At 64.7% G+C, this 14,955-nt stretch carries 16 protein-coding genes; 10 read left to right on the forward strand and 6 right to left on the reverse strand.

The window, feature by feature from the left end; translation table 11 throughout:
* The 4 genes from ACFULV_RS27700 to ACFULV_RS27715 are packed head-to-tail and all read left to right on the forward strand — an operon-like array spanning nt 1 to nt 2,667.
* On the forward strand, nt 1-504 hold the full coding sequence (locus ACFULV_RS27700; protein ID WP_378661630.1) for a GNAT family N-acetyltransferase: 504 nt from the start codon (nt 1-3) through the stop codon (nt 502-504).
* Nucleotides 505-548: 44 nt separating this feature from the next.
* Nucleotides 549-1,298, forward strand: coding sequence for a lipoyl(octanoyl) transferase LipB (gene lipB / locus ACFULV_RS27705; RefSeq protein ID WP_378661633.1), 750 nt, complete (start codon nt 549-551; stop codon nt 1,296-1,298).
* Complete coding sequence (lipA, locus tag ACFULV_RS27710; protein ID WP_378661636.1) at nt 1,295-2,317, forward strand: lipoyl synthase; 1,023 nt, start codon at nt 1,295-1,297, stop codon at nt 2,315-2,317. Before lipB ends, lipA begins: the two co-directional genes overlap by 4 nt.
* A gap of 38 nt (nt 2,318-2,355) precedes the next feature.
* On the forward strand, nt 2,356-2,667 hold the full coding sequence (locus ACFULV_RS27715) for a pyrimidine/purine nucleoside phosphorylase (RefSeq protein WP_378661639.1): 312 nt from the start codon (nt 2,356-2,358) through the stop codon (nt 2,665-2,667).
* 48 nt (nt 2,668-2,715) lie between these two features.
* Here the strand turns inward: ACFULV_RS27715 and ACFULV_RS27720 are convergent, their stop codons facing one another.
* The 3 genes from ACFULV_RS27720 to ACFULV_RS27730 all read right to left on the reverse strand — a co-directional run bounded on the left by ACFULV_RS27720 (nt 2,716) and on the right by ACFULV_RS27730 (nt 4,535).
* Nucleotides 2,716-3,249 (reverse strand): hypothetical protein, encoded by a 534-nt coding sequence (locus ACFULV_RS27720; protein WP_062991977.1) that lies wholly within the window; start codon nt 3,247-3,249, stop codon nt 2,716-2,718.
* Nucleotides 3,250-3,329: 80 nt separating this feature from the next.
* A complete protein-coding gene (locus ACFULV_RS27725; RefSeq protein ID WP_378636439.1) occupies nt 3,330-4,070 on the reverse strand; it encodes a glucose 1-dehydrogenase in 741 nt (246 codons plus the stop codon).
* A gap of 33 nt (nt 4,071-4,103) precedes the next feature.
* Nucleotides 4,104-4,535, reverse strand: a complete 432-nt coding sequence (locus tag ACFULV_RS27730; RefSeq protein WP_378661737.1) for a DUF5360 family protein — start codon at nt 4,533-4,535, stop codon at nt 4,104-4,106.
* Nucleotides 4,536-4,577: 42 nt separating this feature from the next.
* Between ACFULV_RS27730 and ACFULV_RS27735 the strand changes: the two genes are divergently transcribed.
* The gene (locus ACFULV_RS27735) at nt 4,578-5,165 is read left to right on the forward strand and encodes a TetR/AcrR family transcriptional regulator (RefSeq protein ID WP_378636437.1); all 588 of its coding nucleotides are present in this window, start codon (nt 4,578-4,580) and stop codon (nt 5,163-5,165) included.
* A gap of 10 nt (nt 5,166-5,175) precedes the next feature.
* Here the strand turns inward: ACFULV_RS27735 and ACFULV_RS27740 are convergent, their stop codons facing one another.
* Nucleotides 5,176-5,802, reverse strand: coding sequence for a hypothetical protein (locus ACFULV_RS27740; protein WP_378636434.1), 627 nt, complete (start codon nt 5,800-5,802; stop codon nt 5,176-5,178).
* 475 nt (nt 5,803-6,277) lie between these two features.
* Here ACFULV_RS27740 and ACFULV_RS27745 point away from each other — a divergent pair, with 475 nt between their 5' ends.
* Both ACFULV_RS27745 and ACFULV_RS27750 read left to right on the forward strand, forming a co-directional pair.
* Nucleotides 6,278-7,696: a WGR domain-containing protein gene (locus ACFULV_RS27745; RefSeq protein ID WP_378661642.1), complete on the forward strand. Its 1,419-nt coding sequence runs from the start codon at nt 6,278-6,280 to the stop codon at nt 7,694-7,696.
* Nucleotides 7,697-7,735: 39 nt separating this feature from the next.
* Nucleotides 7,736-8,332, forward strand: coding sequence for an NERD domain-containing protein (locus tag ACFULV_RS27750; protein ID WP_378661645.1), 597 nt, complete (start codon nt 7,736-7,738; stop codon nt 8,330-8,332).
* A 134-nt stretch (nt 8,333-8,466) separates the two neighbouring features.
* Here the strand turns inward: ACFULV_RS27750 and ACFULV_RS27755 are convergent, their stop codons facing one another.
* Nucleotides 8,467-9,138, reverse strand: coding sequence for a TetR/AcrR family transcriptional regulator (locus ACFULV_RS27755; RefSeq protein WP_378661648.1), 672 nt, complete (start codon nt 9,136-9,138; stop codon nt 8,467-8,469).
* A gap of 150 nt (nt 9,139-9,288) precedes the next feature.
* Between ACFULV_RS27755 and ACFULV_RS27760 the strand changes: the two genes are divergently transcribed.
* The 3 genes from ACFULV_RS27760 (at nt 9,289) to ACFULV_RS27770 (ending at nt 12,058) form a co-directional block, all read left to right on the forward strand.
* Nucleotides 9,289-9,504: a hypothetical protein gene (locus ACFULV_RS27760; RefSeq protein WP_378661650.1), complete on the forward strand. Its 216-nt coding sequence runs from the start codon at nt 9,289-9,291 to the stop codon at nt 9,502-9,504.
* Nucleotides 9,501-11,012 carry a hypothetical protein gene (locus ACFULV_RS27765; protein ID WP_378661653.1) on the forward strand — a complete coding sequence of 504 codons (1,512 nt, stop codon included), beginning with the start codon at nt 9,501-9,503 and terminating at the stop codon, nt 11,010-11,012. The genes ACFULV_RS27760 and ACFULV_RS27765 overlap by 4 nt, the downstream gene beginning before the upstream one ends.
* A gap of 554 nt (nt 11,013-11,566) precedes the next feature.
* Entirely contained in the window at nt 11,567-12,058 is a 492-nt protein-coding gene (locus ACFULV_RS27770; RefSeq protein WP_378661656.1) for a uracil-DNA glycosylase, read from the forward strand.
* Between the two features lie 365 nt (nt 12,059-12,423).
* On the opposite strand, the gene ACFULV_RS27775 is transcribed toward ACFULV_RS27770, so the two are convergent.
* Nucleotides 12,424-14,229 carry a DUF2075 domain-containing protein gene (locus ACFULV_RS27775; RefSeq protein ID WP_378661659.1) on the reverse strand — a complete coding sequence of 602 codons (1,806 nt, stop codon included), beginning with the start codon at nt 14,227-14,229 and terminating at the stop codon, nt 12,424-12,426.
* Between the last annotated feature and the right edge of the window lie 726 nt (nt 14,230-14,955).

The raw sequence follows: 14,955 nt of genomic DNA on the forward strand, positions 1-14,955 counted from the left end.
ATGCTGATCCGCGACGCCGACAAGGCCGACCTCCCCGCGGTCCTCGCCATCCACAACACCAACATCGCCGAGTCGACCGCGATCTGGGACACCGACGAAGTGGACCTGGACGACCGCCTCACCTGGTTCGCCACCCGCACCGACGCCGCCATGCCGATCCTGATCGCCGAAATCGACGGCGAGGTGGCCGGCTACGCCTCCTACGGCCAGTGGCGCCCCAAGTCCGGCTATCGCTTCACCGTCGAGAACTCGGTCTACGTCGACAGCCGTTTTCAGCGCCGCGGCGTAGCCACCACCCTGCTCACCGAATTGATCGCGCGCGCCATCGATTCCGGCCGCGTGCACGCCATGATCGCCGCCATCGAGTCCACCAACAGCGCGTCGATAGTCCTGCACGAACGCTTCGGTTTCCACACCGTCGGCGAACTCCCCGAGGTCGGCCACAAATTCGGCCGCTGGATGGACCTGACCCTGATGCAGCGCAACTTCCCGATCGAACCCTGAGACCCTCTTTGGCCGCGCCGGGCCCCCGGCGTAACGTCACAACGGTGAACGACACGCGCCCCACCGCGTCCGCTCGATTCGATACGACCCCGATCGTGGTCGAGGATCTCGGACTCATCGATTATCACGCCGCCTGGGAACTGCAACGGCAGACCGCCGATCAGCGCGCCGCAGGCGAAGGTTCCGACCGGCTGTTCGTGCTCGAGCACCCGTCGGTCTACACCGCGGGCCGCCGCACCGAGACCGAGGATCTGCCGATCGACGGCAGCCCGGTGGTGGAGGTCGACCGCGGCGGCAAGATCACCTGGCACGGGCCCGGCCAGCTGGTCGGCTACCCGATCATCCGCCTCGCCGAGCCGGTCGATGTCGTCCACTACGTCCGGCGCCTGGAAGAGGCCCTGATCCAGGTCGTGTCCGGGCTCGGCATCACCTGCGGCCGCATCGAAGGCCGCTCCGGTGTGTGGCTGCCCGCCACCGAGCTGCTCGCCGAGCGCAAGATCGCCGCGATCGGGGTGCGCGTGCAGCGTGGTGTCGCCCTGCACGGCATCTCCCTGAACTGCAATTCCGCGCTCGACGGCTTCCAGGCGATCGTGCCCTGCGGCATCAAGGACGCCGGCGTCACCACGCTGACCCGCGAACTCGGCCGCGAAGTCACCGTCGCCGAACTCAAGCCCCTCGTGGCCGCCGCGATTGTTGCCGCGCTCGACGGTGAAATTCCCGTTCGGCCCCATGACATTGATCGCACCACCGCCCCTGCGAACGCGCAGGCCCCGAGCGTAGAGTCGGTGCGGTGACTTCCGTCGACGCCTCTGCCCCCGCCGGACGCAAGCTGCTGCGCATCGAAGCGCGCAACGCGGAGACACCGATCGAGCGCAAACCCAAGTGGATTCGCACCCGCGCCACCATGGGCCCCGAATACACCGAGCTCAAGAGCCTGGTGAAGTCCGAGGGCCTGCACACCGTCTGCGAAGAAGCGGGCTGCCCCAACATCTTCGAATGCTGGGAAGACCGCGAGGCCACCTTCCTCATCGGCGGTGAGCAGTGCACCCGCCGCTGCGATTTCTGCCAGATCGACACCGGCAAGCCCGCCGCCCTCGACCGCGACGAGCCCCGCCGCGTCGCCGAGAGCGTCCAGGCGATGGGCCTGCGCTACTCCACCATCACCGGCGTCGCCCGCGACGACCTCGACGACGGTGGCGCCTGGCTCTACGCCGAGACCGTGCGCGCCATCAAAGCGAGCAACCCGGCTACCGGCGTCGAACTCCTCATCCCCGACTTCAACGCCGACCCGGCCCAGCTCGCTGAGGTCTTCTCCTCGCGCCCCGAGGTCCTCGCGCACAACCTGGAAACGGTGCCGCGCATCTTCAAGCGCATCCGCCCCGCCTTCCGCTACGAGCGCTCCCTCGCCGTGATCACCGCCGCCCGCGAGGCGGGCCTGGTCACCAAGTCCAACCTCATCCTCGGCATGGGCGAAACCCCCGAAGAGGTCACCGAGGCGATGCGCGACCTGCACGAAGCGGGCTGCGACATCCTCACCATCACCCAGTACCTGCGTCCGAGCCCCCGCCACCACCCGGTCGACCGCTGGGTGAAGCCGGAGGAATTCGTCGAGCATTCCAAGGTCGCCGAAGAACTCGGCTTCGCCGGTGTGATGGCAGGCCCGCTGGTCCGCTCCTCGTACCGGGCAGGCCGTCTCTACGCCCAGGCGATGGCCCACCACGGCCGCGAGATCCCCGAGGCCATGGCCCACCTCGCCAAGGAAGGCACCGCTTCTCAGGAAGCCAGCTCGGTCCTGGCCCGCTTCGGCAGCTGACCTAGACTAAGGGTCCCCTCACCCCCTCGGAAGGACCCATGTCGAAGTTCGAGAACGTCTCCGTCAGCAAGAAGGCCAACGTCTACTTCGACGGCAAGTGCGTCAGCTACAGCCTCGAGTTGCCCGACGGCGCCTCGGTGTCGGTCGGCGTGATCCAGCCGTCGTCGCTCACCTTCACCACCAACGCTCCGGAGATCATGGAGCTGGTCGCGGGTGAGGCCAACGTGACCTTGGCCGGTACGACCGAGCCCATCACCTACCGTGCGGGCGAGTCGTTCAAGGTCCCCGGCGACAGCTCGTTCGACATCGAGGTCGTCGACACCATGCACTACGTCTGCTACTACGGCTGACGAACCCGGAGCCGGGGCGACCAGATCGGTCGCCCCGGATCGCCGGATCTACTTCACCAGGAACTCGTCCTTGTACAGCCGGTTGGGCCGCGGGGCCGTGGCCTCGCTCAATTCCACCTGAAAGTCACTCTCGCGCTTGGTCCTCGGTCGGTAGCTGCCACCGAAGGTGACCATCACCGACCCACCGACTCCGGTCGTCCCGCGAGCCGACGTCGTTTCCCGGCCGGCGTTGAACACAGTCGCCACATCGCGTCCGTCGTTGCCGACCGCGATCTTGCCGTCATGGAAGAACTGCACGAACGTCCCGTTGTCCGCGCCGACGGTGGCAGCCACCGTGTGACCCTTCTCCGGGTCGAGCTCGAACTCCGCGTCACACTGCTGGCGCCGATCCACGGGGCCGGGCTCACCGAGCGTGCGCCCGATGCCGAGCAGCACGGTCTCGCCGAGGGCGTTGTGCCGCTCGCGACCTTCTTCGGTCCACAAATGGGTGGTCGACCAAACCTTCACGCGCCCGTCATCGAAAAGCGACACCCGGTCGTCGGTGCCGTTGCTGATCAGATATTTCGCACTGTTGGGGGCCATACCTTCCATCTTCCTCGCTTTCGCGCGCCGAAATCACCCGTTCCGGTGAGTAGATCGCCCACAACGGGCTGCACGCCAGGTCAGAAGCTTTTGTGCGGTACACCGACAGTGAGACCGCCGTCCACCACGAACTCCGCGCCGGTCGAATACGAGGACTCGTCGGAGGCCAGATACGCCACCAGCGCCGACACCTCATCCGGCTCGGCCGCCCGCGCGAGCGGAATCTGCAGGAAGTCCGCCGGGATCCCCTCGGTCATCGGCGTGGAAATCAGGCCCGGATGCACCGAATTCACCCGAATTCCCTGCGGCGCGAGCTCCAGCGCCGCCGACTTGGTGAGCCCACGCACCGCGAACTTCGTCGCCGTGTACCCATGCAGGCCAGGACTCCCCCGCATCCCCTCGACCGAGGAGATGTTCACGATCGACCCGCCACCGGCTTCCTTCATCGCCGGAACGGCCGCCTGCATCCCGAGAAACGTCCCGGTCAGATTGATATCGATGATCCGCTGCCACTCGTCCAACGCGAAGTCCACCAACAGATTCCCGTTGACGATCCCCGCATTGTTCACCAGCACATGCAGCCCACCGAACTCCTCGACCGCGGCAGCCACGATCCCCGCCCACTGCTCCGGCTCACGAACGTCGAGATGGCGATAGGTCACCGCGTCCCCGAGTTCCTTTGCCACCGTGGCGCCTTCGTCATCGAGCACGTCCCCGATCACCACCGACGCCCCCTCGGCGACAAACCGCCGAGCATGCGCCGCCCCCATCCCGCGCGCACCACCACTGATCACCGCGACCTTGCCGGCCAACCGTCCCATGTCCACATACTCCTTCGTAGAAACCGAACCTCCTCACACCGTAGGAGGACAGCCCACACGATGGGCAGCATTGCTAGAACGCGTTCCAATTTCGCTCCATGCGCGGACGATCCCGGCGAGCGCCACGACCGGAAACAGGAACAACCAGAGGTTGGGAATCCACCACATCAGGCTGTACTCACCCCGAATCACGTAGAAGTTCAGCGCCATCAGCCCTGCGGCGGAGGTCAGCGACAACGACACGATGATCAGCGGGATCGAGAGGGCCGAGCGCCTGCCGAGCGCGAGTCCGGCCAACCCCAACCCGATCGCCGCGGCATCGAGTCCGAGAAACGACCAGTTCCACTGCTGGAGAAACTCATCCGACCCGACGCTGATCAGCCCCAGTGCGGTGACGACCCAGTAGGCGAGGAAGCCGAGGTCGGTCACCCACATCAGTCGCTTCACCACCCGCAGTTTTTGCATAACCACGGTTACATAATAACGGGTATGTAAACTCTCGTGTCAATGCCGAAAATCGTCGATCACGAAGAGCGTCGCCGCGCGATCAGCGCTGCGGCATGCCAGGTCATCGCCACCAAAGGCTTGGCGCACACCACCGTCCGCGACATCGCGGCCGAGGCCGGATGCACCACCGGCATGGTCGTGCACTACTTCGCGGACAAACGCGCCGTGCTGCGGGCGGCGCTCGGCGCGGCATCCACCGCTGTCGCGGACCGCGTGACCCGCATGGCCCCCGAGTCCGCCGATCTGTACGAGCTGCTGAGTCAGTGCCTGCCGATGGATCGAACCCGTCGTGTCGAATGGCAGGTGTGGATCGCCTTCTGGGACTGGGCCACCCACGACACCGAGCTCGCCGGCGAACAACGCGCGCGTTACCGAGCCTGGCGCGAGGCACTCGAACTGGTCCTGACCTCCGTCGGCTACCGACCGGGCCCCGATCTCGACAGCGCGGCCGAATCCCTCACGATCCTCATCGACGGCATCGGCATCCAGGCAGTCTTCGACCCCGAACGATTCCCCCCGGACCGTCAGCTGGAACTACTGCGAAACCAGGCCGAACCGATTCTGGCCGAGCTCGAGACGAGATCCTGACTTCGCGCGATCAGCAGGCGATGTTGGTCGCGCCCGACGACTCGAACGAAATGTGCACGTGGTCATAGTGGTTCTGCGTGGGGCTGCCGCGATCCTCCATGTAGGACCAGCCGTTGCCGTCGTTGTATCGCTGCTGCCAGATCACGTAGGTGACACCGAAGCGCGCCTTGTTGGCCAGCACGAAATCGGCGATCGTATTGCCCAGGGCAAGGTTGCCCGTCATCACATCGAGTGCTTGCCCCGCACCATGGTCACCGTCGTAGCGACCGTGCGCACCACCGATGTCCGAGACCCCGAACATCTTCTGCAGCAGGTTACCGACCTGCGCCACATGCGGCAGAGTCCCGTTGAACTCCGTCCCGCACAACACCTTCACCTTCAGCGCTGACAACGCCGCCATCTCGTCATCCGCCCTGACGATCGGCCCCGGCTGCGGCGCATCGTGCGTCGGCGCCGCGGCGATCGGGTCGACCTCGATGGCCGACGTCGACAGCGGTTCGACCGAAGCCACCGCCTCGACCTGCGCACCCGGCCGCATCACCATCATCAACATGCCGGGAACTGTCGCCGCGAGACTGCATACGGCGAGCGGCAGCCGACTCTTGGGAGCCGACGGTTTGCGATGCGAAGCAGTCACGTTGTCTATCACCAGTCATTGTCGAGAGCAGGTCACCGTAAGATTACGAAATGGTCGCGGAAAAGTCACGCCCAGATACGCACCAACAGTTGGACCAGCATCTATCACCCGACGCGATCCCGCAATCCTTTCGCCGCGTGTCGTTACAAAGACGGCCTGTCGCGATGATCGGCGCAGTGGTTTCTCACCTCTCCGGGACCAAACCCGTCAAGGATCGGCATCGCGAGGTCCTCGCCGATCCCGCGTCTGCGTGGAACTCTTCGATCCCACCATCTGGGAGCCGGATTCTGTAGTCGGGTCGAACTGCCGACGCGCGCTACCGGCTTGTTCGCCGGGCAGCGGTCCAGCGCACCCGGACTGCATCCGTCCACCCCACCGACTGCCGGATATACCACCTCTGACGAGCACCGCACCGAATGTCGGTGCCCCTTGCTACTTTTCGTGCATTCGATCTCCACGAGCTCAGCGAGGACGCATGACCGCCGAAACCACCTATCTCGAACTGTCCGACGACGCGGGCTCCTCGCACAAGTTCTACGAGGTAATCGTCACCGGAACGAACGTCAACATCCGCTACGGCCGCATCGGCGAGCAGGGCCAGTCCAAAGCGAGCTCCTTCGCCACCGAGGACAAGGCGAAGTCGGCCGCGCAGAAGAAGATCGGCGAAAAGGTACGTAAGGGCTACGCCCCCGCCGTCATGGGCGCGCGCGAACGCCGCACCGTCACCCGCCGCAGCATCACCAGCCAGCGCTCCACCGCCAAGTCGGCCCCCGTGCTGTGGCGCTTCGACTCCGGCGCCGCCGCCTTCGGCATCTTCGTCGACGAGCAGCGCTGCTGGGTCGGCAACGAGGACGGCGAGGTCTTCACCCTCTCCCCCGCCGGTGTCGTCACCAACAGCTACAGACTGCCCGACGCGGTCAAATGCATCGTCGCCGACGACTTCTGGATCTACGCGGGCTGCGACGACGGCCGCGTCTACGACCTGTCCGGCAAGGTCCCCCGCGCCGCCTACGACGTCTCCGCCGACGACGTCTACTGGCTCGACATCCACGACGGCATCCTCGCCGCCTCCGACTCCGCGGGTGGCCTGACCGTCATCGACCACGAAGAGGAATCCCTCTGGTCCGCTCGCAGCAAGGGCAACTCCGGCTGGATGGTCCGCGTCGACCCCACCGGCGTCTACCACGGCCACAGCGCCGGCGTCACCAAGTACCACCTGGAAACCGGTCGCTCCCAGTGGAATTCGTCCACCCGCGGCGCGGTCCTGTTCGGCTGGCAGGAATCCGACACCGTCTACGCGGGCACCTCCCACAACCAGGTCGAGGAAATCACCAAGCAGGGCGCCGCCACCCGCACCTACCAGTGCGACGCCGCCGTCTTCTCCTGCGCCGCCTCCCCCGACGGCCGCTACGTCTTCGCCGGCGACTCCCACTCCTCGGTCTACTGCTTCGACGCCACCGGCACCCGCCTGTGGAAACTCGCCACCGGCTGCGGCTCCGCCTACTCCATGCAGTACCACGACGAAAAGCTCTACCTGGTCACCACCTCCGGCGCCCTGGCCTGCCTCGATGTCAGCGAATCCGCCATCCGCGACGCCGACCAGGGCGTCCTCCCCACCACCCGCTCGGTGAAAGCCCCCGAATTCTCCGCCGTAGCCCCCAGCACCACCCTCGAACTCACCACCGACGTCGGCACCGGCGTCATCGTCGAATGCCTCCAACACGGCGACTCCCTCCGCGTCCACGTCATCTCCCCCGGCTACGACCCCGGCTGGAACGTCCAGTTCCCCCGTGACATCCGCCTCGCCGGCGCCCGCTACGTCGTCGACGCGGTCTCCGAATCCGCCCGAGGCGGCTTCTACCGAGTCCGCGGCGACATCCGCCGGCTCGGCTGAGTCCCGGTAACGCCCCCATCGCGGCCCAACCCGGCCGCTATGCCGCGGCACCGCCCGTCACCCATCGACAAGCCGACGACGATGGCCTGGACTCCGATCACCGAATCGGAACACATCCACGAACGCCGCGGACTCGCCGCGATCCTCGAACGACTACCGTCCGCCAGTCCGTGGCGTGCCTGGTCGAACTTCGAGTTCCCGGCGACCGGCGTGAAGCCATACGAGATCGATCTGTTGCTGACCACTCCGAGCGGCCTGCACATGATCGAGCTGAAAGCCTGGTCCGGCTCGGTCGATATCGAGACCGACCACTGGATCCAGACCGCGGCGAACGGTCGGCGAATCGACCACGGAAATGTGCTGGAGCTGGCCTATTTCAAGAGCACGCTGTTGATGAAGCAGCTTCAGCGCGCAGGCGAGGCCACGATCGTGCGTACCGGGGTCTGTTTCACCGAAAACCGTGTCCAACTGAACCTGCCCGCACTGAACCGCCGCTACGTCCACACCGTTGATGAATTGGTGCGCCGCCTGTCCCGACCGACACACGACGTCCGACACCACATGCCACCGGAGCGCGTCGAGCGGATCGAGGAGGCACTCGCGACATTCGCACTCCCCCACCGACCTCGTGACTGACAAGGTGACTCGTCCGGCAACTCGACATCCGCCGGACGTTTCGCCAGCAAACCGCACCCTGCGGCGGTTCCACCTGGTCGTCGGCCCAGGTCGTGGCCATTTCAGTCAATACCGCAAGCCACGTCGCCGATGCCTCAGACTTCGCCCGCATCCGGGTTCAACGCGGCCAGGGTGACAAAGATCGGCACCTCTGGATCGGCCGTGATCCCCCGCCCCCGAAGAAACGCATCGATCATCCCCCACACCAATTCGTGCACCCTGCTGACGAATTCTCCGGAATCCGGTTTCGGGTCACTCAGCCACAGATCAGTCAGCACGATCATCACGCCGACGATCGCCCGCGCCAGATATTCGATCCCCTCGGCATCCAACGGAATCGAATCCGCTACCGCCCGAGCTCTTTCCGCGAAGCGACCCGCCACCGCACTGGCGAGGTCGTACTGGCCCGTCGCACCCTCGCGATTCGCACTCGTCTGCGTCAGGAACCGGAAAACATTGGGGTGGGCCAGAATTCCGACGGCATAGTCGGTGAGCGCACGATCGATTGCGGCGTTGGGCGGCTGCAACAGCAGGGTCAGGTCGGTTCCCGTCGCCGCGAACGCCGAGTCGGCGAATCGCGTACCGATGGCGGCGTAGAGGTCACCTTTGTCGGTGAACTGCCGATACAGCCGCGGCTTCGTGATCCCGGCCTCGACCGCGAAAGCCTCCATGCTCGGATGAGGCCCGTCACGATCGAGCACCCGGATCACGGCGTCGACGATGACATCCCGGCTCACCGGCGGAGGTCGTCGACTGGCGCGGGTCACGGTCGAGACGATACACGTACCAGCAGTACGATCGAGGAAATCCATGCATCGAGGGCAAAGGACTCTTTACAGAAGACACCACGTACCGGCAGTATCGTTATCCGTACCGGCAGTACGAACTTCCGGACATCGCATCGAAGGAGACGGTCCGTGTCGGATGCCCTGCGCCAACTCACCGCAACACTCGGCGCCCCACCGCCACCCGACTTCGCCGCCCTCACCCCCGACGAGCTGGCACTCCTCGACAACTACGTCCGCGCCGCCCTCGACCACCGCAAGACCGCCCTCGACGGTGCCCTCGACTCCGGCATGCGCCTCATCCCCCGCCTGGCCCGCCCCGCCGTGAAGAAGGTGCTCGGACTATGACCGCGACCCACCACACCACCGTCGAACTAGCCAAACTGGCCCGCGTCCTCGACCGCGACCCCGCCGACCTGGCATTCCTCGCCACCCTCCCGCCTGCGGCCCTCCGCGAATTCCGCGACCAGATCACCGATCTGACCGCCCGCCGCGAAGCCCGCCGCATGCAGCGAGTCGGCGCCGCCGCCAAACTTGTCCCCGCCCCCATCGCCGCCAAGATCACCGAAGCCGCCTTCGGCCCCGTCCTCGCCGCCGCACTCGCCGGCTCCGTCGACCCAGCCCGCGCCGTAGCCATCGCCAGCGCCCTCTCTCCCAGTTTCCTGGCCGACGCCACCCTCACCCTCGACCCCCGCCGAGCAGTCGAACTGATCGCCCAGGTCCCCGGCCCGATGGCCGCAGCCGTCGCCAGCGAATTGATCAGCCGCGGCGACTATCTGACCATGGGCAACCTCGCAGGCTCGGTCCCCGACTCGGTTCTGCGCGCAGCCCTCCCCCACGCCTCCGATCTCGACATCCTCCAGGTCGGCTACTACCTCGAGGAAACCTCAGCAGCCGACCGTCTCCTCACCATCGTCACCGACCGCGTCCCCGGAGTTATCCGCGCAACCCACGACGCAGGCGAATGGCCCAAAGCAATCACCCTGCTAGCCCTCCTCGGCCCCACCGAACGCTCAAAACTGGCAGATGTCGTAGCCGCCCAAGACGACGAAGTCATCGACGGCCTGATCACCGCAGTAGAAGAAGTCGACGCCTGGGACACCCTCCTCCCCGTAGCAGCAGGCATGTCCCCGCAACCCCTACAACGCCTGGCCCAACGCCCAGCCATGCAAAACCCCACCCTCCTCACCAAAATCGCCGACCTAGCCCTAACCCAAAACCTCTGGCTCTCCCTACTCCCCCTAGCCACCCACCTCTCCCCCACCCAACTCCACACCGTCGCCGCCCGAGTAGCCACAGAACCCGACGACTCCCTAACCACCCTCATAGAACAAGCCCACACCGAAAACCACTGGCCCACCCTCCTCCCCGTAGCCCTCGCCCTCACCGACCCGGACCGCAAACGCCTGGCCTCCCTCCCGGTAATGCACCGCCCCGCCTACCTCACCGCCGCCATCGAAGCCACCGCCACCCACAACCTCTGGCCCGAAGCCCTCCCCCTCCTCAACGACCTCCCCACCACCACCCACGACACCCTCGCCACCGCCATAAACACCCTCACCGACAGCAGTTTCCGAGAAGCGCTCGAAGCTGCCCCCACCGCCGACTGCACCACAACCCTGATACAAATCGCCCTCCGCCAGGACGTCTCATCCCGACTCCGCTCCCTGACTCTCCTCAACGAATCCGACAACCTGGAACTCTTCGTCGCCACCGTCACGACGCAGGACCCGGCGATCTGGCAATCGATCTCCGAAGCCCGCGAGGAAATCCCCCAACCCCTCCGCACACTCCTCGCCAACCAAGCAACCCAGTGCGGCCGAACCGAACTCGGCATCGACCTGACCGCCGGCTGAGCCGCCGCCAACTACCCTCTGCCTATGCACGCCATCGGCAGCCGTCGGCGAAGCCAACCCGCCCCACCTCACGCAGTCTTCGCCGCCCTCACCAACCCCGATCGCGACCCCACCCGACCCTGGCTCATCTTGCTGACAGACGAACAACGGCCCGAGGTCCTCGAAAGCACCTACCCCAACCGCGTCATCTGGACAACTCTGTGGCCCAAACACCCTACCGCCCAACTACATTTCGACCTCCCATCCGACAACCACGGCGGCACTCACCTCCGCTGGACCCTCTACGTCACCTCCCCAGACCTCGACACCTCAACAGTCGGCCACCTCCGCCACCGCATCAACACCCTGATCAACGCAAACCTCCGACGCTCATTCGGCCAATGATCCGAACATGTCGGCGGCCACTGTCACACTCCCCATATGACGGTCTACGGACGCAATGTCTACTCGATGTCCTGGCGGACAAGCACTCCCGCATCCGCGCACCCCACGTTCGACCTCTGAACGACCTAGCCGACAGGATCGCCGACGCCGAGGGAATTCCGCACGGCCACGTGCCCTACGTCGACCCCGATCTAGGTGGAATCAAGGCACGAGCACTCGTCCTGCTCGACAATCCGTCCACGAAAGCCGAGGCCGCCCGCAACGGAGGTTCCGGCCTGATCAGCCCCGACAACAACGACGCGACGGCAAGAAACTGCCGCGAGGCCTACGCCGCCCACGGCATCGACTGGCACTCAGTCGTCAACTGGAACGTCTGCCCATTCCCCACCGGCCGCGAAAACGGAGCGTCCCTGGCCTCCGAACGCGACCGAGGCACCCGATGGACCCGCGAATTCATCGCCCAGTGCCCCGGCCTGGAAATCGTTCTTTGCCTGGGCAGAGCAGCCGAAGACGGCTGGCGCCGGGCCGCCATCCACCGCCCGGATCTCTACGTATTCCCGGAAGGCGTGCCGCACTGTTCCCAGCGAGGCTTGGCCCCGAAGGCTGCCCGACAACGCTTCGATGTAGCGATCGGTCAGCTGGCCGCAATGTTGCGCCGCTGATTCATCGAAGCGACTAGCACTGCCGACCGGCCACTCCCCACGGAATCCGTTGTCAATCCACCGTTGCCCTGCTGAAGGAATTCTTGCAAACTCGGTGCCTGCTGGAATTTCCTGCACCGAGCCTCGTCAAGTGGTCACTCCGTGGGTTTGACGCAGTCGAGACGTTCGGCCCAACCCAATGATTGGTCCGGAAAGCAGCCCCGATCGTGCAGCAGATCCGGCAGTCAACTCACCAACTGCCGGACCAACTGTCCCCGTAGGCAGGCGCCGCGACACCCGTCAACACAGTCGGGGGATCGTACGTCGAAACACCAATCACCGATCTGACCGGCTATCGGGTATACGGGTGCCCAACGATTGAGCCTCTACACCTTTGAGCCAGGCATCAGTTCCATTAGGAACTGCTGAGTTTCCTCGTCGGTCGAGTAGATGACAACACCCCGCATGGCACGCGTCAGTAAGACCCGGTAAACATTGCGGATCAGCTCGTCGAACCGGTCGTCGTGCAGACTCTTCAATTTCATTATTTTGTCAAGATTTCCGTCCCGAACTGTAGCCAGACGTCGGCCGCGGAACACCAGGTCAGGGCCGATGATGACTCCTGCCCAGTCGTATTCGAAACCTTGTGCCGTATAGATGCAGCCCACCTGTTCGAACCCGGCGGGGTTTGTCGCCCAGAACGGACTGGATGGTGCGCCACGAAGTTCCCGAGTGGCTTTGGAGTTCCATGGCATCGACCACGACCCGATTCGAACATCATCGACGAGCGTGCCATCCGCGTTCGGTTCGCTCCACGGCCAGCAGTATCCGGCGGTGATGCGCGCCGTCGCACCCGCGTCATACTTTGCGCGCAGGAAGTCCTGCATTTCTTGAGGCGATTGCGCCACCCGGACCTCGAAGTGCTGATCATCAGCCCAGGAGGTCGGGCCGCCTGGCCGCATTCTAAGGAGTCGCCGCACCCACTCGTCGTACTCTTCGCTACCGCCGCACCGAAACTGCCCCGACAATGGGATCGTGTGAACCAAATTCCCTGCACGTGCAGCATGTGCTTGGATCTCGTGATACGTCCCGACCTCGCCTGGGCGGACAACTTGATGCTCGTCCAACAGAAACACGGGGACCCTAGCAGCATTCATAAGCTCATCGATCTGTGGCTGAGCCTTTTGCTTCTCCCGCTCCTTTTTCGGAGTGAAGCGGTTCGTTGACACCTCGCGGACGCGATGCGCCTCGTCGCAGATCAACACATCGAGCTCGTTCGTGCGGTACGAAGCGAAAGTCCGAAAGAACTGGAAGAGTTCCTTCCGCTCTGCCGAGCCCTTCGCCGGGTACTTCCGAAGCGTCTGGGTGAACGCATTCGATCCGGTCGCGTGTCGAACCCTGAACCCACGTCGCCCCAGCTCACCGAGCAATTTGACCGCAATCAGGCTCTTCCCGCTACCTGGCCCGCCCGTCACAATCACAACGCTCTTCTGCGCACGCTCATGCGACAAGCGGACCTGCTCGAGCACTCGCTGGAGGGCCAGGTCCTGATTGTCCAGCAATGAAAGTTCGGTGGAATGGCGGAGTTCCGATGCGGTGAACTCGAAAAGGTGTGGTCTCGGCAGGATCTTGCTGTCCAGCAACCGCTGGGCGGCATCGCTCGGCGCCGGCGAAAGTCGGGCCGCGAGAAATTTCTGAAACTCGACCTGCCCCTCTCCCGTGAAGAGCCTTCCGAACTGGTCGCCGTGCCTGGCCCTCAACGTGCTGATCGACTTCTCGGTCGCATTGTGCAAGTAGGCGGCACCGTGGACGGCCTGAGGCCGATTGTGTAGCACCTCGACATAGCGAGAGAGGTACCTGCAATACCCGCGTACCTGCTCGATCGGATGAAGCTGGTCGCCCACCACGTTGCTCGCGCGGACGATGCGATCGCAGTTGTGGACCAGCTCCGCCTCGCTCCACTGCTTGAGTTCCACAATCACGTAGCTGTCGGCGCCGGTCACAGGATTAGCCCCGGCGAGAATCACATCTGCCCGTGATGTCGTCTCCGGCAGGCGAAATTCGACCAGCATCTCGATTTCACCCAAACCCGCTTCGACCAGATCGCCGGCGATCTCAGGTAGGCTGGCCGCCCACGACTTCGTCTGTGCGTTGTCCTGCCCCGGCTTCCTCCGTTGACGCTCCACGATCATGTCAACTAGTACTGCCTCCAGGGACCACTCCAATACCTCTGCCGCAGTCGTCCGCAGAGTCCTCTCCAACACGCCCAGTACCCCCTGGCAGCACGAAACCTCGTGCAGCAGGGGCATATCCGATCAGCGGAAGCCCGTCGGGCCGCAACCTAACGACCAAGATCGTAGCGCATCTTGAATGCGAGTCCGCTAGTTAAAAACTGGCAGAGGTTGTTGACGGTTTGCGCTCTAGGCGAGTAGGGAGTGGCCTTGGGGCCGAACGGGTCTGGAGCGAGACAGAGCTGGTCAGACCCGCGAACCGACGTTCGTCCGTGCTACGTCGTGCCAAATAGGGTCAGCGGAAATGTCCTCTACCGATGGAAACACCACTACGACGACGAGAGGCCTCGACGGGGTAGAGGACTGGGCGAGTACGCTGCCACTATCACTTCGGGCCGTTGGAGATCTCGATGTATCTGCGGGGTAACACGACGTCTTGACAAGCCAGTCCGCGGCAGAGCGCCTCCTGAATGGCTCGGCATGAACCGGCTGCCGGCCTCGCAACGCTACAAATGCCACAACCACCGGCCTCATCGCCGCAAGCGCGTCTACCAGTACACCGCCATCGATAGCTGCACCGGTAACGGGTCCAGATTCCACTACCCACATCCCACCGGGTCTAAATAACGCTGCTTCACTCCATCACTGACGACAGCGATCTCGACTCGTCACTTGTTGTGGCAAGCG

The sequence above is a fragment of the Nocardia sp. NPDC057272 genome, assembly GCF_042668615.1.
Classification (GTDB): Bacteria; Actinomycetota; Actinomycetes; order Mycobacteriales; family Mycobacteriaceae; genus Nocardia.

Bases quoted from the DNA above. Each gene is read 5' to 3' on its own strand.
- ACFULV_RS27775 (WP_378661659.1), bottom strand. From the start codon at position 14,229: ATGATCGTGGAGCGTCAACGGAGGAAGCCGGGGCAGGACAACGCACAG.
- ACFULV_RS27745 (WP_378661642.1), top strand. From the start codon at position 6,278: ATGACCGCCGAAACCACCTATCTCGAACTGTCCGACGACGCGGGCTCC.
- ACFULV_RS27730 (WP_378661737.1), bottom strand. From the start codon at position 4,535: ATGCAAAAACTGCGGGTGGTGAAGCGACTGATGTGGGTGACCGACCTC.
- ACFULV_RS27720 (WP_062991977.1), bottom strand. From the start codon at position 3,249: ATGGCCCCCAACAGTGCGAAATATCTGATCAGCAACGGCACCGACGAC.
- ACFULV_RS27700 (WP_378661630.1), top strand. From the start codon at position 1: ATGCTGATCCGCGACGCCGACAAGGCCGACCTCCCCGCGGTCCTCGCC.
- ACFULV_RS27750 (WP_378661645.1), top strand. From the start codon at position 7,736: ATGCCGCGGCACCGCCCGTCACCCATCGACAAGCCGACGACGATGGCC.
- ACFULV_RS27735 (WP_378636437.1), top strand. From the start codon at position 4,578: ATGCCGAAAATCGTCGATCACGAAGAGCGTCGCCGCGCGATCAGCGCT.
- ACFULV_RS27715 (WP_378661639.1), top strand. From the start codon at position 2,356: ATGTCGAAGTTCGAGAACGTCTCCGTCAGCAAGAAGGCCAACGTCTAC.
- ACFULV_RS27765 (WP_378661653.1), top strand. From the start codon at position 9,501: ATGACCGCGACCCACCACACCACCGTCGAACTAGCCAAACTGGCCCGC.
- ACFULV_RS27725 (WP_378636439.1), bottom strand. From the start codon at position 4,070: ATGGGACGGTTGGCCGGCAAGGTCGCGGTGATCAGTGGTGGTGCGCGC.